The sequence below is a fragment of the Pseudomonas sp. PDM32 genome, from assembly GCF_019219225.1.
Lineage (GTDB): Bacteria > Pseudomonadota > Gammaproteobacteria > Pseudomonadales > Pseudomonadaceae > Aquipseudomonas > Aquipseudomonas laurylsulfatiphila.
On the sequence record NZ_JAHUWE010000001.1, the window covers coordinates 619,956 to 641,377 of the forward strand.

General features: G+C 59.0%; 15 protein-coding genes. 8 read left to right on the top strand and 7 right to left on the bottom strand.

Annotated elements, in window-relative coordinates; translation table 11 throughout:
• Positions 1 to 9: 9 nt before the first annotated feature.
• Positions 10 to 1,251 carry a delta-60 repeat domain-containing protein gene (locus tag KW846_RS02885; protein ID WP_218481256.1) on the bottom strand — a complete coding sequence of 414 codons (1,242 nt, stop codon included), beginning with the start codon at positions 1,249 to 1,251 and terminating at the stop codon, positions 10 to 12.
• A gap of 344 nt (positions 1,252 to 1,595) precedes the next feature.
• Here KW846_RS02885 and KW846_RS02890 point away from each other — a divergent pair, with 344 nt between their 5' ends.
• Positions 1,596 to 3,401, top strand: coding sequence for a phenylacyl-CoA dehydrogenase (locus KW846_RS02890; RefSeq protein ID WP_007980335.1), 1,806 nt, complete (start codon positions 1,596 to 1,598; stop codon positions 3,399 to 3,401).
• A gap of 78 nt (positions 3,402 to 3,479) precedes the next feature.
• Here KW846_RS02890 and KW846_RS02895 read toward each other — a convergent pair whose 3' ends face one another.
• Complete coding sequence (locus tag KW846_RS02895; protein ID WP_218481257.1) at positions 3,480 to 5,261, bottom strand: hypothetical protein; 1,782 nt, start codon at positions 5,259 to 5,261, stop codon at positions 3,480 to 3,482.
• 1,153 nt (positions 5,262 to 6,414) lie between these two features.
• Here KW846_RS02895 and KW846_RS02900 point away from each other — a divergent pair.
• The 4 genes from KW846_RS02900 to KW846_RS02915 all read left to right on the top strand — a co-directional run bounded on the left by KW846_RS02900 (position 6,415) and on the right by KW846_RS02915 (position 13,870).
• Positions 6,415 to 8,502: a cytochrome-c peroxidase gene (locus KW846_RS02900; protein WP_256356564.1), complete on the top strand. Its 2,088-nt coding sequence runs from the start codon at positions 6,415 to 6,417 to the stop codon at positions 8,500 to 8,502.
• A 151-nt stretch (positions 8,503 to 8,653) separates the two neighbouring features.
• Positions 8,654 to 9,946 carry a GGDEF domain-containing protein gene (locus KW846_RS02905; protein ID WP_218481259.1) on the top strand — a complete coding sequence of 431 codons (1,293 nt, stop codon included), beginning with the start codon at positions 8,654 to 8,656 and terminating at the stop codon, positions 9,944 to 9,946.
• An 85-nt stretch (positions 9,947 to 10,031) separates the two neighbouring features.
• Complete coding sequence (locus KW846_RS02910; RefSeq protein WP_218481260.1) at positions 10,032 to 11,828, top strand: acyl-CoA dehydrogenase C-terminal domain-containing protein; 1,797 nt, start codon at positions 10,032 to 10,034, stop codon at positions 11,826 to 11,828.
• A gap of 263 nt (positions 11,829 to 12,091) precedes the next feature.
• Positions 12,092 to 13,870 carry an acyl-CoA dehydrogenase C-terminal domain-containing protein gene (locus tag KW846_RS02915; protein WP_218481261.1) on the top strand — a complete coding sequence of 593 codons (1,779 nt, stop codon included), beginning with the start codon at positions 12,092 to 12,094 and terminating at the stop codon, positions 13,868 to 13,870.
• A 228-nt stretch (positions 13,871 to 14,098) separates the two neighbouring features.
• On the opposite strand, the gene KW846_RS02920 is transcribed toward KW846_RS02915, so the two are convergent.
• Entirely contained in the window at positions 14,099 to 15,028 is a 930-nt protein-coding gene (locus KW846_RS02920) for a LysR family transcriptional regulator (protein WP_116582267.1), read from the bottom strand.
• A 169-nt stretch (positions 15,029 to 15,197) separates the two neighbouring features.
• Between KW846_RS02920 and KW846_RS02925 the strand changes: the two genes are divergently transcribed.
• The 3 genes from KW846_RS02925 to KW846_RS02935 all read left to right on the top strand — a co-directional run bounded on the left by KW846_RS02925 (position 15,198) and on the right by KW846_RS02935 (position 17,279).
• Entirely contained in the window at positions 15,198 to 16,481 is a 1,284-nt protein-coding gene (locus KW846_RS02925) for an aspartate aminotransferase family protein (protein WP_218481262.1), read from the top strand.
• 235 nt (positions 16,482 to 16,716) lie between these two features.
• Positions 16,717 to 17,037: a DNA-binding transcriptional regulator gene (locus KW846_RS02930; protein WP_218481263.1), complete on the top strand. Its 321-nt coding sequence runs from the start codon at positions 16,717 to 16,719 to the stop codon at positions 17,035 to 17,037.
• An 83-nt stretch (positions 17,038 to 17,120) separates the two neighbouring features.
• On the top strand, positions 17,121 to 17,279 hold the full coding sequence (locus KW846_RS02935) for a YqaE/Pmp3 family membrane protein (protein WP_003228885.1): 159 nt from the start codon (positions 17,121 to 17,123) through the stop codon (positions 17,277 to 17,279).
• A gap of 130 nt (positions 17,280 to 17,409) precedes the next feature.
• On the opposite strand, the gene KW846_RS02940 is transcribed toward KW846_RS02935, so the two are convergent.
• Genes KW846_RS02940 through pqqC form a run of 4 tightly spaced genes read right to left on the bottom strand, consistent with a single transcriptional unit; the run spans position 17,410 to position 21,370 of the window.
• The gene (locus KW846_RS02940) at positions 17,410 to 19,236 is read right to left on the bottom strand and encodes a S9 family peptidase (RefSeq protein WP_218481264.1); all 1,827 of its coding nucleotides are present in this window, start codon (positions 19,234 to 19,236) and stop codon (positions 17,410 to 17,412) included.
• The gene (gene pqqE / locus KW846_RS02945) at positions 19,202 to 20,374 is read right to left on the bottom strand and encodes a pyrroloquinoline quinone biosynthesis protein PqqE (RefSeq protein ID WP_218481265.1); all 1,173 of its coding nucleotides are present in this window, start codon (positions 20,372 to 20,374) and stop codon (positions 19,202 to 19,204) included. The genes KW846_RS02940 and pqqE overlap by 35 nt, the downstream gene beginning before the upstream one ends.
• Positions 20,346 to 20,621 carry a pyrroloquinoline quinone biosynthesis peptide chaperone PqqD gene (pqqD, locus tag KW846_RS02950; protein ID WP_007980311.1) on the bottom strand — a complete coding sequence of 92 codons (276 nt, stop codon included), beginning with the start codon at positions 20,619 to 20,621 and terminating at the stop codon, positions 20,346 to 20,348. Before pqqD ends, pqqE begins: the two co-directional genes overlap by 29 nt.
• Positions 20,618 to 21,370: a pyrroloquinoline-quinone synthase PqqC gene (gene pqqC / locus KW846_RS02955; protein ID WP_218481266.1), complete on the bottom strand. Its 753-nt coding sequence runs from the start codon at positions 21,368 to 21,370 to the stop codon at positions 20,618 to 20,620. The genes pqqD and pqqC overlap by 4 nt, the downstream gene beginning before the upstream one ends.
• Between the last annotated feature and the right edge of the window lie 52 nt (positions 21,371 to 21,422).

The window sequence follows — 21,422 nt, forward strand, 5'->3', positions numbered from 1 at the left end:
AAAAAGCGCTCAAGTCTCTTTGAGCGTTTTGTTTCGTTTATGAACCTTGGAACTGCTTAACAATCCCAGCGCCAAGGCGTAACCGCTATTATTATTCGCCGTCACTATCAGTCGTTTCGATGTTGGCTGGATGGCGATATCCGAACAGCGCAAAGGCTTTGTTGTCCAGACGAAGCTGTTATCGGGTTGGCCGTTTTGCAGAAAGCGTCTGATTACGCAATCCCGTGCACTAACAACCACAATGCTGCCGTCTGGCTGGGTTTCAAGTGCGACCCACTCAAAGCCTGTGAATTGCTCCTGGGTCAATACCGGCTTGCCACCGTTGAACTCTGGATCGATATGGCCGTCCGCAGTCACCATCAAAAGCAGAGCCCCGCCGTTCGTGTCGTTTACACGGCCTGCACACAGGATTTTATCTTGATAGACAATGAAGCTATTGAGCACGGTATTGTGGCGATCCAAATGCTTGTACAGGAAATAACCCTTGTCACCAAAGGTTAGATCAAGCTCCCCGTCGGCTGTATAGCGTGCCAATAGAAGCTTGTGAGTATTGGTGTCGCCGCCGACGATAATCTTTCCGTTACTCTGAACTTGAACATTCGCGGCATTGACTTGTGCATTGGGAAACACCACATCGATGCTGCCATCCTTCCCGAAGGATGAGTCCAGGGTTCCGTCGCTGTTCAATCTCGTCAACTTGCTGAAATAGTTGGCCGAGTTCGGATCCGGTAATTGATAGGAGCCCGCAATCAGGATTTTTCCGTCGGCCTGCAAGCAGCCATCGGCCATCTTTCGCGGAATTCGTGGGACCGTCGCATTTACGGGTCCATTTGACAAAACGTGACGACCGAAAACCAGATCGGGAGTGCCATTGGCATTGAACCGTGTGATTGCTGGTCGGCTCACTTTGGGTGGGTGTGTTCCGTCACTGGTGAAGGTGCCGATCATGACGATTTTCCCATCAAGCTGTCGCAGTAGCCGAGTCGGACGGGATGCGCCGCTTTCAGCAAAGGTAGAAATCGTGGGTTTACAACCGTCAATTGTGAAGCCTAGCGCATTGGCACGATTGAACTCATAGGAGCCGTCCGCAAGCAAACTAGCCAGGTAGAGGGATTCATCATCCCCTAAAACAACGGCGCATATGTCACTGCGTGTACCGGGTTTCGGGAAGAAATAACCTCTTTCGGGACCGAATGCTGGATCCAGATCTGGATCCCTATTCAGAGCGTTATTAACCTTTTTGGCGTCCATAATTACTTCCTTGAGTTTGGGTTGATCGGAGCGTTTGGCATAAGTGGTGCCTGGCTCCTTATGGAAAGTCAGATCAACTCCGTGAACAACTGTCACAAATACCAGTTCTGTCTGACTTTGCAGGTCTTTGAGGTATCTGCGAGAGCCGCGGGGTCCACAGGGATCCTGTTTCATCCATGCTGGATGGTCAGAAAAACCCGTGGATCAGGGGTAAAGGACGAACGGCAAAAGATCGACGCTTGACAAGATTTCGGCGTAAACGTATGTTTCAAACAACTGTTTGATCGCAACAACAAATCCATGCGGTCGTTCATTCCCGGTTACATCAGCAGAGGTTTATCGCTATGCCTGACTACAAGGCCCCCTTGCGTGATATTCGCTTCGTTCGTGACGAACTGCTCGGCTACGAAGCGCACTATCAGAGCCTTCCGGCTTGTGCCGACGCAACGCCGGACATGGTTGACGCCATTCTTGAGGAAGGCGCCAAGTTTTGTGAGCAGGTACTGGCTCCGCTGAACCGTGTGGGCGACCTCGAAGGCTGCACCTGGAGCGAGTCTGGCGTTAAGACGCCGACTGGCTTCAAGGAAGCCTACAAGCAATTCGTTGAAGGCGGCTGGCCGAGCCTGGCTCATGACGTCGAGCACGGCGGCCAAGGCTTACCGGAATCCCTGGGCCTGGCCATCAGTGAAATGGTCGGCGAGTCCAACTGGTCGTGGGGCATGTACCCGGGCCTGTCGCACGGTGCGATGAACACCATCTCCGAGCACGGCACCCCTGAGCAGCAAGAGGCTTACCTGACCAAGCTGGTTTCCGGCGAATGGACCGGCACCATGTGCCTGACCGAGCCGCACTGCGGCACCGACCTGGGCATGCTGCGCACCAAGGCCGAGCCTCAGGCCGACGGTTCCTACAAAGTCTCCGGCACCAAGATCTTCATTTCGGCCGGTGAACACGACATGGCCGACAACATCGTCCACATCGTACTGGCCCGCCTGCCGGATGCACCGGCTGGCACCAAAGGCATCTCCCTGTTCATCGTGCCGAAGTTCCTGCCCAACGCCGATGGCTCGGTTGGCACGCGTAACGCTGTGTCTTGCGGTTCCCTGGAACACAAGATGGGCATCCACGGCAACGCCACCTGCGTGATGAACTTCGACGGCGCCACCGGTTTCCTGATCGGCCCGGCGAACAAAGGCCTGAACTGCATGTTCACCTTCATGAACACCGCTCGCCTGGGTACCGCGCTGCAAGGCCTGGCCCACGCTGAAGTCGGTTTCCAGGGCGGCCTGAAATACGCTCGCGACCGTCTGCAAATGCGCTCGCTGACTGGCCCTAAAGCGCCGGACAAAGCCGCTGACCCGATCATCGTGCACCCTGATGTACGTCGCATGCTGTTGACCATGAAGGCGTTCGCCGAAGGCAACCGCGCGATGGTTTACTTCACCGCCAAGCAAGTCGACATCGTCAAGTACGGCGTGGACGAAGAAGAGAAGAAGAAAGCCGACGCACTGCTGGCCTTCATGACGCCAATCGCCAAGGCTTTCATGACCGAAGTCGGTTTTGAAGCGGCCAACCACGGCGTGCAGATCTATGGCGGCCACGGCTTCATCGCCGAGTGGGGCATGGAGCAGAACGTTCGCGACAGCCGCATTTCGATGCTGTACGAAGGCACCACCGGTATCCAGGCACTCGACCTGCTGGGCCGTAAAGTGCTGATGACCCAGGGCGAGGCTCTCAAAGGCTTCACCAAGATCGTCCACAAGTTCTGCCAGACCAACGAAGGCAACGAAGCGGTTCAAGAGTTCGTCGCGCCGCTGGCTGCACTGAACAAGGAATGGGGCGAGCTGACCATGAAGGTCGGTATGGCCGCCATGAAGGATCGCGAAGAAGTCGGCGCGGCCTCCGTGGACTACCTGATGTACTCCGGTTACGCCTGCCTGGCCTACTTCTGGGCTGACATGGCGCGTCTGGCTGCCGAGAAACTGGCTGCCGGCACTTCCGAAGAGGCGTTCTACACCGCCAAGCTGCAGACTGCGCGCTTCTACTTCCAGCGCATTCTGCCGCGTACCCGCACTCACGTCGCAACCATGCTGTCGGGCGCCAACAACCTGATGGACATGAAAGAAGAGAACTTCGACCTGGGCTACTAAGCCTTAGGGGATGTTCAAAAGAGCCGCCGCTTCCTCCCGGGAGCGGCGGTTTTTTTTTGCACTAGGGTCAGGCCTTGATCACCATGGCGTCGGATCCAGAGGGCCGACGCCAGTCGGGGAGGTCGCGCCTTCGCCGTTACGTATGAACGGCAGGTGCCAGAAGTCGTTAGGCACCACCGGATCGCCAGGCTTGACGCCCTCCGGAAAGATGAACTCGAACACTGGCGCCACATACTGTCCGGCAACCAGTCCATTGGCGACGGTCAGCCGGCCCGCATTCTGGATGCAACTGTCCACACCGGCCTGGGATAAGGCTTGCTGCGGAACGCAAAGTGACCGTGCAACGACGCGCAAGGTACGTGTCGGCTGGCTAAGTAGCCCAGTAGGCGCTTTGGTCGCACGCAATCTGGCGCGTTGTGGCTGAGGCCCCGTGTTCTGTGTGGTAATACCCCCCGAGGCTCCCAGGCAACTGGTCGCAAGACCCAGTGCAGGGTTGCATTCACCCGTCATCTCATAGGGTGTCACCCAGCGATTGGTTTGTACGCCCGTCGATGGATTGACATCTATCAGGTAAATGTCGACCGGGGTCTTGATGTCGGTGGTCGAGGCCTCAAGGAAAATCCGGTCCTGCGTCTCTTGGGCTACTCCGTTGATGGCCGTTGCGGCCGGGTCGGCCGTACCGATGCCAAATTCCCCGATAGCCAGGTAGCTGGGCTGCGAACCAGGTTGAGTGTAGATCCCGACATTCGCCTCGATCGTGTGTGCAGAGACGAAGTCCGGGAGGCCCGTTGTTGCTGACTTGAACAGAGTACCGGACCAACTGATGAAGTCGCCGACTTCGAAGGGTGCCTGTTGGGTCGGGTCGGGGTCCGTCGCCGTACGTGTCGCATCGCTGAATCTCTTCATGACGTACTGGCTGCAATAGGTTTGCCCCACCGCCGGCCCCGAGAGCTCCCCGCTGGCCGGAGGCGTGACGCCAGCCTGGCTGAAGTTGCGGCAGTTGTTGGTTGTGGTCGGAGTGACCACTTTTGGCCGGTTTTTCTGCGGGCAGAGCGCATCGTCCCCGGAAATCGTGCGCGGCACGCACATTGGGTAGCCGGTGGCGGCATGGATGGTCGGGTTGGCATCATCGACGGAGAAGCGTGGGTCGGGGCTTTGGGCGCGGCCAAAACGTCCGTTCGGGTCGTTGATCTGAATAATCGTGGGTTGCGTCGGGTTCCCGCTGTCGACTTCGAGGTTGCCGTTGGTGTAGTCGATCCGGGTGATGAACCCGCTACCGGCGTTGACGGATTGCTGGGAGACAAAGATCAGCCCGGCAATCGGCTTGTTGGAGACGGTATTGCCTACTACATGGATCTCGAACGAGGGATAGGCCGCCGGAGATTTTCCGAGCGCCAGGGTTCCACCCCTGACGAAGTCAGCCCAGGTCAGGGTATTGGCTGGCATCTGCATAACGGTGTTGCAAGGGACAACAATCGTGACGCCGTTCAGCTGGACGGTCCCCCCGAAGCGACCCGGGTCGCTGGTAGTGGGGCAATTCGTATTGGTGGTGTCCAAGGTCATGTTTTGGATAAAACCGGTAACGTCAAACCCATGAATCGCAGTCGGGTTTGTAAAAATCGGATCGGGCAGTGTGGGTGTCGTGAATGGCGAGGGCAAACCCGGGGGCTTGGCAGTCCCGCCTCCGCCCCCACCGCCACCGCCAGCTCCGTTTTTGGCAAATGCATCTCCACCACCACCAATGACCAGTGCGATGGCGACAGCACTGGCGAGCAGAGCATGGCGACTGAAGATGCCGTTGAGTCGTTTGTGAGGCAGCAGCGGTATCGCGAGCGTTTTTTCGTACAAAGATAAGCTCATGGCTCACTCCAGAATCTTGCAGGACCAATTGTCGGCCAATCGGGATCACAGATCTGCTGATGCGCTTGATCCTGCGCAAGAGAAACGCAAAGCCGTGAGTGTCGAATGGGGCTCGATCCAGCGGATTCAGTGCCTGTGTAAGGTCGGCACTTGCCGTTCGGATGCTTTCACCTGCGTGCGTCGGCCGGTTACGGACGCAAACGCGAGAGACATTTCCTTGAGCCTGAGGGGCACATAGCAGTAGTTGTGCCTGATTGGCACAATTGCTTGTTAGCCAGCAAACATGCGGGCTGCGCTGAAGTTGGTGATATACACATAATTGTATGTTATGTGGTTTACACCAAAGTAGGTGGGGGTATACACCCAAGTTTGGAGTGCTGTGAAAACTGTAGGTAAGTGTATCGCCGCTAGTGGCAGATGAGAAGTGTTGCCTATTAAGTACTACTAAGGTCTTAGGTGTGTAAAGGGAATGTTTAAGAAAGGGTGAGAAAGTAGTCTTGTGTGGGAGGTTTAAATAAAAATAGCTAGCGCAGTGCAACTTGCGCGCGAATGGTTCGTTGTATGTCTGGTGGGTATTTTTATTGGCTGGTGATGCGGAGTTGCAGGTTTTTTAACGTGCCATTTACATCGAGGTGCTTAGAGGAGCAAATACTCTGCCAATTTCGAAAAAAAACGCGTCTGGTGACGCTTTGTCCTTTAAAATATGGCCTTGGAGGTCGTTGTTGATCACCTGTTACTGACTGTCCGGGGAATGTCACCCAATAGTGGGAAAAGTTTAACCAGAACTGAGGGATAGTGCGCAGTTGCTGTAGTTAGTAGAGTTTTTTGATCCGATTAAATTAAAAAATATTGAAATTTTCCTGATGAAATGTTTTGTTGCGTCTAGAGTTTCGTGAAGCGCTACCCAGTGCTGCGAAATATCACTGTTTAAGAATGCCTGAGTCACGAGAGTGCTTTGCCAGTCAGGTCTCGCAATACCCATGTAACTTAAAGTTGGCGTGGTTGTTCGAGCGAACAGCAAGATTCATGGCGATGAGCTCATCTTGTAACAGGGTAACCGCGGAGGCTGACTACTCCGTACTGAATCGGGAACGTCGTCATGTTTAAGTATTTGAGCATCTTCCGAACCACCTGTTTGGCCAGGGCGATGGCGATGACTCTCTTCGTCACCGGCCTGCCTGTCATGAACGTTTGGGCCGCTGACCCGGTAGTGGTCGATCCGCCCGTGCCGGACGTGCCCACTCTGCAATCGCTGCGAGGGCTGCTCCCGCCCGACCCATCGGGAACCGAAGGCGGGCGCAAAGTCGACCTGATGACCGACTACGTGCTCAATCGCTCGGCGGCAGTGCTTCTGGGCAAGGCACTGTTCTGGGACATGGAGATCGGCAGTGACGGTTCCACGGCTTGCGCGTCATGTCACTTCCACGCGGGCGCCGATCACCGCACTACCAACCAGATCAACCCGGGTCAGGCGAACACTAACGCGAACGTCTCGTCGATCTTCAACAAACCGTTCACCGCCTCGGACATTCCGGGGGACGTGCCAAGCTACACCACCAAATCAGGAGGTAAGGGCGGTCCGAACTACCTGCTGAAGAAAGGCGACTTCCCGACCCATGTGCTGGCTGATCCGCTGGATCGCAATTCGGCGATTGTCTATTCGACTGACGATGTGATCGGTTCGCAAGGCGTGTTCGACGCCAACTTCGTCAAGCCTCATCAGTCGCGTTTCGACAGGTGCATCCAGCAACCGGACGGCATCTTCCAGGTGGGAGGGATCAATGTTCGCCGCAGCACCGGACGCAACGCACCCACGGTGATCAACGCCGCGTTCAACGTGCGCAACTTCTGGGATGGCCGGGCCAATAACGTCTTCAACGGCTTCTCACCGTTCGGCAATCGCGACCCTGACGCCGGGATTTTCGTGACCAGCGATCGCAGTGGCGTGGCGACCAAAGTCAGGCTGACGCTCAAGGATGCTTCCGCCGCCTCGCAAGCGGTAGGTCCACCCGGCAGCCCGGTGGAAATGTCCTGCGGCGGGCGTACCTTCGCCGACATCGGCCGGCGCATGCTCGACACCTTGATGCTCAAGCAGCAGCGGATTTCATCCACTGATTCGGTGCTCGGGCCGGTATCCGGTGCCCGCCGCCCGACGTACCGTGAACTGATCAAGAACGCGTTCCAGCCGCGCTTGTGGAATGCCACGCAGCAGGTCTCGCTGGGCGGCGCGCCGTACACCCAGATGGAGGCCAACTTCCCGTTGTTCTTCGGGCTGGCGATTCAGCTGTATGAGTCGACGCTGATATCGGACCAGGCACCGCTGGATGCCTATTTGCAGGGCGATCACACCGCCATGAACAGCCAACAGGTCCAGGGCATGAACCTGTTCCTGGGGAAAGGCAAATGCGTCAATTGTCACGGTGGCGCGGAGTTGACCAACGCCGGCAGCCGCTTGCTGTTCCATCCTCGGGAACGTATCGAACGGATGATCATGGCCGACAACCTGACCACGCTCTATGACAACGGCTTCTACAACACCGGGGTGCGCCCGACCTCGGAAGACCTGGCACTCGGTGGCTCGGATGCGTGGGGTAATCCGTTGTCTTTCACCCGTCAGTACAACACCGTACTGAAGGGCGGCACGATCCCTGATCTACTGGACGTCGATGTGTGCACCTTCGAAGCGCGTTTGAGCCCGGCTATTCCCTGTGATGCGACGCTCAAGCCCAATGTCGATTTCCGCGACGCGGTCGATGGCGCCTTCAAGACGCCAACCCTGCGCAATATCGCGTTGACCGGCCCGTACTTCCACAACGGCAGTCGCGCAACGCTGCAGCAGGTCATGGAGTTCTACAACCGTGGTGGCGATCGGCGTGGAGAGGATGCCAGCAATACCAGTGGCTTCGAGCACCCGGCGGTCAATCAGCACAACGGCTCGAACCTCGACCCGGACATGACCCGGCTGAACCTCACCCCGGATGAAGTGGATGCGCTGGTCAAGTTCATGGAGGTCGGGTTGACCGATCCTCGGGTGGCGTGGGAACGGGCGCCGTTTGACCATCCTTCGCTGGTACTGCCGCAGGGCGAAAAGGGAGATGAAAACTCCGTCGGGCAAAAACCGGCCAGTCCGAAGATCACGACGAGGCAGGCGCAGGATGCGGACTTCCAGCTCAAACCGGTCGGTGCCGAGGGTCGCCCGGCTCTGGAAGGGCCGCTGCAACCGTTCAACAACGACCTGTAACCGTATTTCCCCTTGCGCCACTGGCATCTGATGGATGTCAGTGGCGCCCTTTTACAATTACCTCAGTAATTCACTCAGCAATTCGGGGTTTCTGCCGTTACAGTAGTGGGCACATTGCCATCTATTGATTTGACGGGTCGGAGCTTTACCCTTGCCGCGCTCATCCGCTGTACGTTTCAGTCATTTCCTGCCGTCATTACTGCTGTTGCTGGCGGGGCTTGCGGCTGCTTACATCAAGGATCTGAACGTCTTTTTCACCTCGCTGTTCAACGTGCTGCCCACCCTGGTATTGTTACTCGGCGGCGCCTATTGCGCGGTGTACCGACGCCAGCGTGAACTGTTTCTGATGGTCACGGTGTACATCGCCTACTTCCTGCTCGACACCCAGACCGACTATTACCGCGACAACGGCAAGGTGCGTGACGATGCCGCCGTGATCTTTCACCTGTGTTGCCTGCTGCTGCCATTGTTGTTCGGGGTGTTCGCGGCATGGCAGGAACGCACCCATCTGTTCCAGGACATGGTGGCGCGATTCGCCGTATTGCTGGCGGTCGGCAGCGTGGCGCTGGGACTTGAGCAAAGTTATCCACACGCGCTGCTGATCTGGTTGTCGGAGATTCGCTGGCCCGCGTTGCATGGCGCCTGGATGAGTCTGATCCAGTTGTCCTATCCGGTGTTCATTGCCGTGTTTGTGCTGCTGACCTGGCAATACTGGCGCAACCCGCGACCGCTGCATGCCGCGCAACTGGTGGGATTGCTCGGGTTGTTCTGGATGCTGCCGAAGACCTTCATCCTGCCGTTCACGCTGAACATCATGTGCAGCCAGGTGATGCTGATGATCGCCGCCGCCGTTGCCCACGAAGCCTATCAAATGGCCTTCCGCGACGAACTGACCGGGCTGCCGGGCCGCCGTGCGCTGAATGAACGCATGCAACGGCTGGGGCGCAACTACGTGTTGGCCATGAGCGACGTCGACCATTTCAAGAAATTCAACGACACCCACGGCCACGATGTCGGCGACCAGGTGCTGCGCCTGGTGGCCAGCAAACTGTCGAAAATCGGCGGTGGCGGTAAGGCGTATCGCTATGGCGGTGAGGAATTTGCCCTGGTGTTTGCAGGCAAGACCCTCGAAGAGTGCATGCCGCACCTGGAAGTCATCCGCGAGTCCATCGCCACATACAACATTCAGCTGCGTAATCAGGAAAACCGCCCGCAGGACGACAATCAGGGGCGCCAGCGGCGTTCCGGTGCCGGTGCGTCGAGTGTGTCGGTGACGGTCAGTATCGGCGTTGCCGAACGGATCGATCAGCGCACCCCGGAAGAGGTGCTCAAGTCCGCTGACCAGGCGCTCTACAGCGCCAAGGGCGCCGGGCGCAACTGCGTGATGGCGTTCGGGCAGAACCGTCGCGGCGCCGTACGCATGGACGCCGCTACGGTTGAGTGATGATCGCGCATTCAGCGACTGGACATTGATTGTGGCGTAGTGTCGACGGCAGTAGGTTGGAAAAAACTGCCGACGGAGAATGACCATGCCTGAGTACAAAGCTCCCTTGCGCGACATGCGCTTTCTGATCGATCACGTCTTCGACTTTCACAGTAGCTACGCCGCGCTGGGGGCCAGCGATGCCAGCCCGGACATGGTCAATGCGATCCTCGAAGAAGGCGCGAAGTTCTGCGAAAACGTGCTGTCGCCGCTCAACCGCAGCGGTGATGAAGAAGGCTGCCATTTCGACAACGGCGTGGTCACTACGCCCGCGGGCTTCAAGCAGGCCTTCGCCCAATATGTCGAGGGTGGCTGGCATGGCCTGGCGGCGGACCCGGTCTACGGCGGTCAAGGGTTGCCGATCTCTCTGGGGCTGGTCATCAGCGAGATGGTGGGTTCCAGCAACACCTCGTGGGGCATGTACCCCGGCCTGACCCACGGAGCGATGTCGGCGATCCACGCCCATGGCACCGAGGCGCAAAAACAGACCTATTTGAAGAAGCTCACCGCTGGCCAATGGACCGGCACCATGTGCCTGACGGAAGCCCATTGCGGCACCGACCTGGGCATCATCAAGACCCGTGCCGTGCCAGCGGCCGATGGCAGCTATGCGATCTCCGGCAGCAAGATCTTCATTTCTGCGGGCGAGCACGACATGAGCGCTAACATCATTCACTTGGTGCTCGCCAAATTGCCGGACGCACCGGCCGGAACCAAGGGGATTTCGCTGTTTATCGTGCCCAAGTTCCTGCCCGACGCGATGGGCGAAGCGGGTGAGCGCAACAACGTGTCCTGCGGCTCGATCGAACACAAGATGGGCATCAAGGCCTCGGCCACCTGCGTGCTTAACTTCGATGAGGCCAAGGGCTTTTTGATCGGCGAGCCGAACAAGGGCCTGAATTGCATGTTCACCATGATGAACCACGCGCGGTTGGGCACGGGCATGCAAGGTCTGTGTCTGGGCGAGGCGAGCTTCCAGGGCGCGATCAAATACGCCAACGACCGTTTGCAGATGCGCTCGCTGACCGGCCCGAAAGCGCCGGAAAAAGCCGCCGACCCCATCATCGTGCACCCTGATGTGCGGCGGATGTTGCTGACCATGAAAGCCTTCAACGAAGGCAACCGCGCGCTGACCTACTTCACTGCACAGTTACTCGACATTGCACACCTGAGCCCGGACGAAACGGCGCGCCAGGATGCCGAAGACCTGCTGGCGTTCCTCACGCCGATCTGCAAAGCCTTCATGACCGACACCGGCCTGGAAGTGACCAACCATGGCATGCAGGTGTTTGGCGGCCACGGGTTCATTCGTGAGTGGGGGATGGAGCAACTGGTACGCGACTGCCGCATTGCGCCGATCTACGAAGGCACCAACGGCATTCAGGCACTGGACTTGCTCGGGCGCAAGGTACTCGGCAGCCAGGGCATGCTGTTGCGCGGGTTCACCAAAATCGTCCACAAGTTCTGCGCGGCGAACGCCGGACATCCACAACTGGGCGGGTATGTGGCGCAACTCAATCAACTGAATCAGCAGTGGGGTGAGCTGACCACCAGGGTCGGCATGGCGGCGATGAAAAACCCGGACGAAGTCGGTGCCGCGTCGGTGGACTATCTGATGTACAGCGGTTACATCATCCTCGGCTACCTGTGGTTGCGCATGGCGCTAGTGGCTCAGGCGCAGCTCGATGCTGGCAGCGGTGATGCTGACTTCTGCCGGGGTAAACTGGCGACCAGCGAGTTTTACTTCAAGCGTCTGTTGCCACGCACCACCGCTCATCGGGCGGCCATCGAAGCGGGGAGCGACTGTCTGATGCAACTGCCGGCCGAGATGTTTGCGCTCTGACACATACCCTGTAGGAGCGAGCTTGCTCGCGATGGTCGTGAACGATAACGCGTAAAACCAGATGTCCAGTGGCGCCTAGGGGTTTTTCGCGAGCGGGCTCGCTCCTACAGTTCTATGTTTCGCCTCTCCATATCGCAATGACTAAAAATTACAAAACGGTCATGAGCTGACCCTATGTGTCACAAAAGTTGTTGAGGTACACTCCGACCCAACGAAAACCACTCTTCCTGTGAATCACCTGTATAGATCTTGCGAGGTTTGCCATGGCTGACTACAAAGCGCCCCTGCGCGATATGCGCTTCGTCCTCAATGAAGTTTTCGAGGTCGCCAAACTCTGGGCCGAACTGCCTGCGCTGGCCGAGACCGTCGATGCGGAAACGGTCGAAGCCATCCTGGAAGAAGCCGGCAAAGTCACCAGCAAAAGCATTGCACCGCTGAGCCGTGCCGCGGACGAGGAAGGTTGCCACTGGGCAGACGGTGCCGTCACCACGCCGGCGGGCTTCCCGCAGGCCTATCAGACCTACGCGGAAGGCGGTTGGGTCGGTGTCGGTGGTGATCCGGCCTACGGCGGCATGGGCATGCCCAAAGCCGTTTCGGCTCAGGTCGAAGAGATGGTCAACTCCGCCAGCCTGTCGTTCGGCCTGTATCCGATGCTGACCGCCGGTGCCTGCCTGTCGATCAACGCTCACGCCAGCGAAGAGCTGAAAGCCGCGTACCTGCCGAACATGTACGCTGGCATCTGGGCCGGTTCCATGTGCCTGACCGAGCCACACGCCGGTACTGACCTGGGGATCATTCGCACCAAGGCCGAGCCTCAGGCCGACGGTTCCTACAAGGTCAGCGGCACCAAGATCTTCATCACCGGTGGCGAACACGACCTCACCGAAAACATCATCCACCTGGTGCTGGCCAAGTTGCCGGATGCACCGGCGGGGCCGAAAGGCATTTCGCTGTTCCTGGTGCCGAAGTTCATGGTCAATGCCGACGGCAGCCTTGGCGCGCGCAACCCGGCGAACTGCGGGTCGATCGAACACAAGATGGGCATCCAGGCGTCCGCGACCTGCGTGATGAACTTCGATGAGGCCGTGGGTTACCTGGTTGGCGAGCCGAACAAAGGCCTGGCGGCGATGTTCACCATGATGAACTACGAGCGCCTGGGTGTCGGTATCCAGGGCCTGGCCACAGGCGAGCGCTCGTACCAGAACGCCGTGGAATACGCCCGTGACCGTCTGCAAAGCCGTTCGCCGACTGGCGCGCAGAACAAGGACAAAGTGGCTGACCCGATCATCGTCCACCCGGACGTGCGTCGCATGCTGCTGACCATGAAAGCCTCGAACGAGGGTGGCCGTGCATTCTCCACCTACGTGGCGATGCAACTGGACACCGCCAAGTTCAGCGAAGATGCCGCCACCCGCAAGCGTGCGGAAGACCTGGTGGCCTTGCTGACCCCGGTGGCGAAGGCGTTCCTGACCGATCTCGGTCTGGAAACCACCGTTCACGGCCAGCAGGTGTTCGGCGGCCACGGTTACATCCGCGAGTGGGGCCAGGAGCAACTGGTGCGTGACGTGCGCATCACCCAGATCTACGAAGGCACCAACGGCATTCAGGCGCTGGACCTGGTCGGGCGCAAGATCGTCGGCAGCGGCGGGGCGTTCTACAACCTGTTCGCCGACGAGATTCGTCACTTCACCGCAACGGCCAGCGCTGACCTGGCGGAGTTCACCAAGCCGCTCAATGACGCCGTGACCACCCTCGACGAACTGACCGCGTGGTTGCTGGACCGGGCGAAGAGCAATCCGAACGAAATCGGCGCGGCATCGGTCGAGTACCTGCAGGTCTTCGGCTACGTGGCGTATGCCTACATGTGGGCCCTGATGGCCAAGGCCGCATTGGGCAAGGAAGCGCAAGACGATTTCTACGCCAGCAAACTGGGCACTGCACGTTTCTATTTCGCCCGTCTGTTGCCGCGGATTCACTCGTTGAGCGCGTCGGTCAAGGCCGGTAGCGAATCGTTGTTCCTGCTGGATGCAGGACAATTCTGATGACGTAATGGTTTGTAAGCATTCTCTTACATAACGTGCTGCTGTTCTCCCATAGATGCAAATTGGATCCACAGCTAATCTACTTCTCATGGACGTAGCGCAGGAAGCGCAAAGCAACAACAGGGACACGTAGGATTCTGCCAGGATGGCGGAGTGAAATGGATGTCAGGGAAACAGTCTGCAAAGCCCCGCTTCGGCGGGGTTTTCTTTTGCCCGAAGAAAAGTTTCCTAGCTCAGCCCGTCCAGAGCCTGCGCGCTGTTCAAGCGTTCAGCGGGGCCATTGATTACTTCTTCCAGCAATGTCCGCAGCAAGGCCAGCGAGGCCTGCTGCCGTTGCACATCCCGACACACCAACCCGACTTTCAGTGGTACTCGTGGTTCGCTCAGGGGTTTCCACAGCAATTCGTGGTTGCCATGGGTCTTTTGCGAGCGTCCGGGCAGCACCGTCGCCAGGCGTGTGTGCGGCAGACTGTCGAGGATGCCGGCCATGTTGTTCAGTTCGGCTTGCACCTGTGGGCGACGTCCGAGGTTCGCCAGTTGGGTTTGCCAGATCTGCCGGATTTGAAATTCCTCGCCCAGCAGCAACATCGGCAGCTCGGCGGCCTGGCTCATGGACACCTTCTTGAATTCACGCAGCGGGTGCTCTGCCGGGATGACCAGGGTCAGTTCATCTTCGTACAGCATCACGCCATGCAGGCCAGGCTGGCGGGGCGGCAGGTAGCTGATGCCGATATCCAGAGAACCGTTGAGCAGTCGCCGCTCGATTTCCAGCCCGGTCAGTTCGTAGATCTGCACGACAAGATGCGGCTGCGCCTTGCGCACGCGTTCGAGCATCTGTGGAACGAGGCTGGTATGCACGGTCTGCAATACACCGATGGCCAGGGTGCGCAGCGCCTGACCCTTGAAGTTGCCCAGCGCCTCCCGTGCTCGTTGCAGGCCATCGAGCAAAGGCAGGGCGTGATTGTACAGCGTGTGGGCCGCGAGGGTCGGCAACAGGCGTTTGCTGTTGCGTTCGAACAGACTCACATCGAGGTTTTGCTCGAGGTGCCGGATTTGCTGGGACAGTGCCGGCTGGGAGATCGACAGGCGCTCGGCGGCCCGGCCCACATGGCCTTCTTCATAGACCGCGACGAAATAACGCAGTTGCTTGAAATCCATAAGTAATACTTATCGAAAATGCTGGGAAATCGAAATGGCTGTATGCCTTGTCTGGGCCTAGTCTAACCGCATTCACAGGGCTTACAGGGCCACAGAGCGCGATGAATACCCTTTGCTTCGATGCTGTTTACATAGGTAAGGCAAAAAACCTCATCAGAGGTTTTTTCGGATGAATCTGTTCAGTCTGCGCCGTAGTCCTCCCAGTCTTGATGATCTGGTCATGGACGCCTCTCTCCCTTCCAAAGACAACAGTCTTTCCAGCGAGTACTTGATGCCCGGTATCGAGCGGCCGAAACAGGTGTTTGTGCGCGGCCAGGGCTCATGGTTGTGGGACAGCGATGACCGTGCGTATCTGGATTTCTCCCAGGGCGGTGGGGCCAACAGCCTTGGTCATAGCCCTTCGGTACTGGTCAACGCCATCACTGCCCAGGCTCAATCGCTGATCAATCCGGGTTTCGGCCTGCATAACCGCGGCATGCTCAAACTTGCCGAACATCTGTGTGCCAGCACCGGCAGTGATCAGGCCTACCTGCTCAATACCGGCAGCGAAGCCTGTGAGGCGGCGATAAAGCTGGCGCGCAAATGGGGTCAACAGCATCGCGGCGGTGCGTCGGGAATCATTGTGGCCAACAACGGTAACCATGGCCGTAGCCTGGCGACGATGTCGGCGTCGGACAGTTCGACATTGGCTAACCGATTCGAGCCGCAACTGCCGGGCTTCAGCCATGTCCCGTTCAATGACCTTCCGGCATTGCATGCGGCCGTGGATGAACGGACCGTCGCGATCATGCTCGAACCGATCCAGAGCGAAGCCGGTGTGATCCCGGCCACCGCGCATTACCTCAAGGGCGTCGAACGCCTGTGCCGTGAACTCGGCATTTTGCTGATCTTCGACGAAGTGCAAACCGGCATCGGTCGTTGTGGCACCTTGCTCGCGGAACAGTCCTGCGGGGTCACGGCGGATATCGTCGTGCTCGGCAAAGGTTTGGGCGGCGGCGTGCCATTGGCCGCGCTGCTGGCGCGGGGCAAGGCTTGCTGTTTCGAACCCGGCGAGATGACCGGTACCCATCATGGCAATGCACTGATGACCGCGGCGGGACTTTCGGTGCTCGATACGGTTCAGGACAAGGCTTTCCTCAAGCACGTCGCAGAAGCCGGTCAGCACCTGCGTGAAGGCTTGGGGCGTTTGGCCCATCGTTACGGTCACGGCGAGTTGCGCGGACAAGGGCTGCTGTGGGGGCTGACGCTGTCGGACGACTCCGCTGATGCGGTGGTCAAGGCCTCGCTCTACGAAGGCCTGTTGCTCAACGCCCCGCAACCCGACTGCCTGCGCTTTACCCCTGCGCTGAATGTCAGCAACGCCAACATCGATGAAATGCTCCTGCGCCTGGCGCGCGCCTTCTCCCGAGTACGCACCGCGCAATTGCAGTGCCGCAAAGGGATTGCCGTCTGACTCGACGCGCCCTGCACACATTCCCGAACCGTCTCGCGGTAATACGCACGCCTCACGCCTGACATTTTTGGTGTGGGGCGTTTTTTTGTGGCTGGTTTTTGCCAAAGGCAATTTCGGCTTGAGCGGTTAACCCATCAATGGCTTTCTAGCGTGCATCGGCAGGGAGTGCCGGTGCCAGCGATTGAACCTTGTTTCGTCGTTGGCTTTGAATTCCATACCACTGGGTAGATACCAAATGAGTAAAAAATTCAAAAGTGAGCTATCGGAATCGATCCACGAATCGGCCAGTGCCCTCTATGCCATCGGTGCAATCAGCAAGGCGACCATGCGTGAATTCGATGAGTCTTGTCTTGCAACGGTGCCGAATGCGATTCCCGCTGAGGAGATCAAGGCATTGCGCGAACGCAACAATGTCAGCCAACCGGTGTTTGTGCGCTACCTCAACACCAGTGCTTCCACGGTCAAACAATGGGAAGCAGGGGATAAGCACCCCAGTGGCATGGCGTTGAAGTTGCTGAGTATCGTGCAGAAACACGGTCTGGAAATACTGGCCTGAGGAATCGGGCTGAACCCTGACAAACGGCACCGGTCGATTAGCTGTAGGGCTCGAACGAGTCCACCCAAAACAGGAGCTGCCCCATGGACTTTATTCGCATCATCATCGCCATCCTGTTGCCGCCGCTGGGTGTGTTTTTGCAAGTGGGATTCGGCGGAGCGTTCTGGCTGAATATTCTGCTGACGTTGTGCGGTTACATTCCGGGGATCGTGCATGCTGTTTACATCATCGCCAAGCGCTGAATTTTGCGGCGGCAGGTCGGCCGCCTTCGCGAGCAAGCCCGCTCCCACAGGATTTGTGCAAACCACAGAACCTGTGGGAGCGGGCTTGCCCGCGAAGGGGGCGCCACCGTCTCGGCAATGAGCACAGGCTTCAGTCCACTGAATCCATCACCCGCCGATAAAACAACCACTCCTGCTCCAGCGCATGGGCCTGATTGCCGGCCTTGCGAAAGCCATGGCGTTCTTCCGCGTAGTAATGCGCTTCAACCGCAATGCCGTTGTCCCGCAGCGCCGCGACCATGTCGCGGGTCTGTTGCGGGACGACCACGGCATCCAGTTCTCCCTGAAAGAAGATCATCGGCACGCGGATGTTGCCGGCATGCAGCAGCGGAGTGCGGGCGGCGTAGCGTTCGGCGTCCAGCAGAGGATCGCCGATCAACCAGTCCAGATAGTCGCTTTCGAATTTGTGGGTCGCACGCCCCAGCGCGACTGGGTCACTGACCCCATACAGACTGGCTCCGGCACAGAACACGTTGTGAAACGCCAGGGCGCAAAGTGTTGTGTAGCCGCCGGCGCTGCCGCCGCGAATGAAGGCCTTGTCGCCGTCGATCAGGCTGCGTTCGTTGAGGTAACTGACCACCGCGCAAGCGTCTTCGACATCCACATCACCCCAGCTCAAATGAAGCGCCTGACGATAGGCCCGGCCATAACCGCTGCTGCCGCGATAGTTGAGGTCGGCCACGGCGAAGCCCCGCTGTGTCCAGAACTGGATGCGCGGATCGAGCATCGGGTAGCACGCCGACGTCGGGCCGCCATGGATGAACACCACCAGTGGCGGTTTCGCCTCACCGGTCATTGCCGGGTAGAAGAAGCCGTGTGCTTCGCCTGAGCCACTGGGGTAGCGCAAGGTCTGCGGGCGGCTGATCCGTTCGGGAGGAAGCGGTGCGATGCCGCCTGCCAGCACCTTCACTTGCCGGTTTTGACGATCGATGGCGATGACGGCGGTTGAGCTGACGGGCGACGCTGCAATGCAATAGATGAACTGCCCATCCACGGCGAGATGGCGGAAGCGGCTGTAGTCGCCGGTGAAGTCGGCGCAGGAGTCGCCGACTATGCCCAATCGGCCAAACCCGCCCTCGGTCCAACTGGCCAGATAACTGTCGTCGCCCAGCGGCAACCAGGTACTGCCGCCGAGTTGCCAGGGCGCCGGGCCATGGTCGGCGGCTGCACTTGGCAATGGGCTCAGGCCTTTCCCGGATTCCACCCATGGCTGCCAGTAACCGGCGCGATCCGTCAGGCAGTACAAGCGACCATCGGCATCAAACCGTGGCTGTTGCACAGACTCTTGAGCGCCATCGCCTGCCACACAACGAGCTTCGGCAAACCCGCCATGGGCGAGGCGTTCGGCAACCATCAAGCGGGTTGCTGTCCATGGCTGATCCGGGCGACTCCATTCGATCCAGGCCAGGCGCCGGGCATCAGGGCTCAGCGTCGGTGCCGCGTAAAAATCAGCACCTTCGGCCAGCAGATGGCGTGCGCCACCCAGCAGATCAATCGCCACCAGTCGGTGTTGATCGCAATGCTCCTCGACCGCCAGCACCTGCCCGTTGGCGAACTGCAGATCTCCATAACGGCACTCACCGGACGTCAGCCTCGCGGGCGCATCGCCTTGCAGTGTTTGCCGATACAACTGCTGGTCGGCTTCGTTGACGAAAACGATGCCGTCGTCCGTCAGACAAAACGCGCCACCGCCATATTCGTACACCCGACTGCGTACGCTGAACCCCGGCGGCGTCAGGCATTTCGCTGTGCCGTCACGCCAATGCCAGATCCGGCACGCCGCGTCTTCGGGTCGGTACTCGTTCCAGAACAGGCCGTTTGGACCGACCTGCAGTTCGGCAAAATCGATACCGGCAGCCACGGCTTTGGCCGCGCTGAACGGTTCAGCTTTTGGCGATGAGGCGTGAGTTTCGTTCATTGCGAAAGGCCAGTTGGTCGATGGGCTGGGTCGCGTGTTCGGCTTCTTCGCGAGCCTTGAGGATCACGCCGTGTTGTGGCGACTTGCTGCACACCGGGTCGGCGTTGCTGGCATCACCGGTGAGCATGAACGCCTGGCAGCGGCAGCCGCCGAAGTCTTTTTCTTTCTCGTCACAGGAGCGGCACGGCTCGGGCATCCAGTCATAACCGCGAAAGCGATTGAAGCCGAACGAGTCGTACCAGATGTGCTGCATGCTGTGGTCACGTACGTTGGGAAACTGCACCGGCAGTTGTCGGGCACCGTGACAGGGCAGGGCGGTTCCGTCCGGCGTGACTGTCAGAAAAATACTGCCCCAGCCGTTCATGCAGGCTTTCGGGCGTTCTTCGTAATAGTCCGGGGTGACGAAAATCAGCTTGCACGGATGCCCTTGGGCTTCCAGTTTGGCGCGGTATTCATTGGTGATGCGTTCGGCGCGCAGCAGTTGCTCCTGGGTCGGCAATAGCCCGACGCGATTGAGCTGCGCCCAACCGTAGAACTGGCACGTGGCGAGCTCGACGAAGTCCGCTTCCAGCGCGATGCACAGCTCGATGATGCGGTCGATCTGGTCGATGTTGTGCCGATGGGTGACGAAGTTCAGCACCATCGGATAACCATGGGCCTTCACCGCCCGGGCCATTTCCAGTTTTTGTGCAAAGGCCTTTTTCGAGCCGGCCAGCAGGTTGTTCACCTGCTCGTCGCTGGCCTGGAAACTGATCTGGATGTGATCGAGGCCGGCCTGCTTGAAGTCGCTGATTTTCTGCTCGGTGAGGCCGATGCCGGAGGTGATCAGGTTGGTGTAGAAACCCAGTTTGCGGGCTTCGGTAATCAGCTCGGCGAGGTCCTGGCGCACCAGCGGTTCACCACCGGAAAAGCCCAGTTGCGCTGCGCCCATTTCCCGCGCTTCACGGAACACCTTGATCCACTGTTCGGTGCTCAGCTCTTTGCCCTGTTCGGCGAAATCCAGCGGATTTGAGCAGTACGGGCATTGCAGCGGGCAGCGATAGGTCAGCTCGGCGAGCAGCCATAGCGGCAGGCCGACGTCCGGTTTGGGCGGCACTTGCACTGATGAATCAGGCAAGTTCGATCCAGTGCTGCGCACGGGCCACCTCCATGAATTGCTCGATGTCGTCACCGAGCTCGGGTACGCCGGGGAACTGTTGCTCGAGTTCGGCGATGATCGCCGCGACATCCCGTTCACCGTCAATCAAGCCACCGATCAGTGCGGCACTTTCGTTGAGCTTGATCATGCCTTCCGGGTACAGCAGCACGTGGCCTTTCTGCGCCGGTTCGTACTGGAAGCGGTAGCCGGGACGCCAGGTCGGGGTCTTGCTGCGATCGAAACTCATAAGGTGATTCCTTTGTGCCAGACCCGCTCCCCGGTCACGCTGTGATACGGCGGGCGTTTCAGTTCGTAGGCCATGCTCATGGCATCGAGCATGCTCCAAAGAATGTCCAGTTTGAACTGGAGAATTTCCAGCATGCGCTCCTGGCCTTCGCGGGTGGTGTAGTGCTGCAGCGTGATTGCCAGACCGTGCTCGACATCACGCCGTGCCTGGCCCAGGCGCGTGCGGAAATACGCGTATCCGGCCGGGTCGATCCATGGGTAATGCTGCGGCCAGCTGTCCAGGCGCGATTGGTGGATTTGCGGGGCGAACAGTTCGGTCAGCGAACTGCTGGCGGCCTCCTGCCAACTGGCGCGGCGGGCGAAGTTGACGTAGGCGTCCACGGCGAAGCGCACGCCGGGCAGTACCAGCTCCTGGGAGCGCAACTGGTCCGGGTCGAGGCCGACGGCCTGGCCCAGTCGCAGCCAGGCTTCGATGCCGCCGTCCTCACCGGGCGCGCCGTCGTGGTCGAGCAGGCGCTGAATCCACTCGCGGCGGATCTCGCGGTCGGGGCAATTCGCCAGAATGGCCGCGTCCTTCAGGGGAATGTTCACCTGATAGTAGAAACGGTTGGCGACCCAGCCCTGGATCTGCTCGCGGGTCGCCCGGCCTTCGTACATCGCCACGTGGTAGGGGTGATGGATGTGGTAGTAGGCGCCCTTGGCGCGCAGGGCCGCTTCGAATTCGGCGGGGGACATCGGGGTGTCGGTCATTGCGGTTCTCCGGTGCACAACCGTTGAAATCTTTGGTGTCTGGTCGGACGCC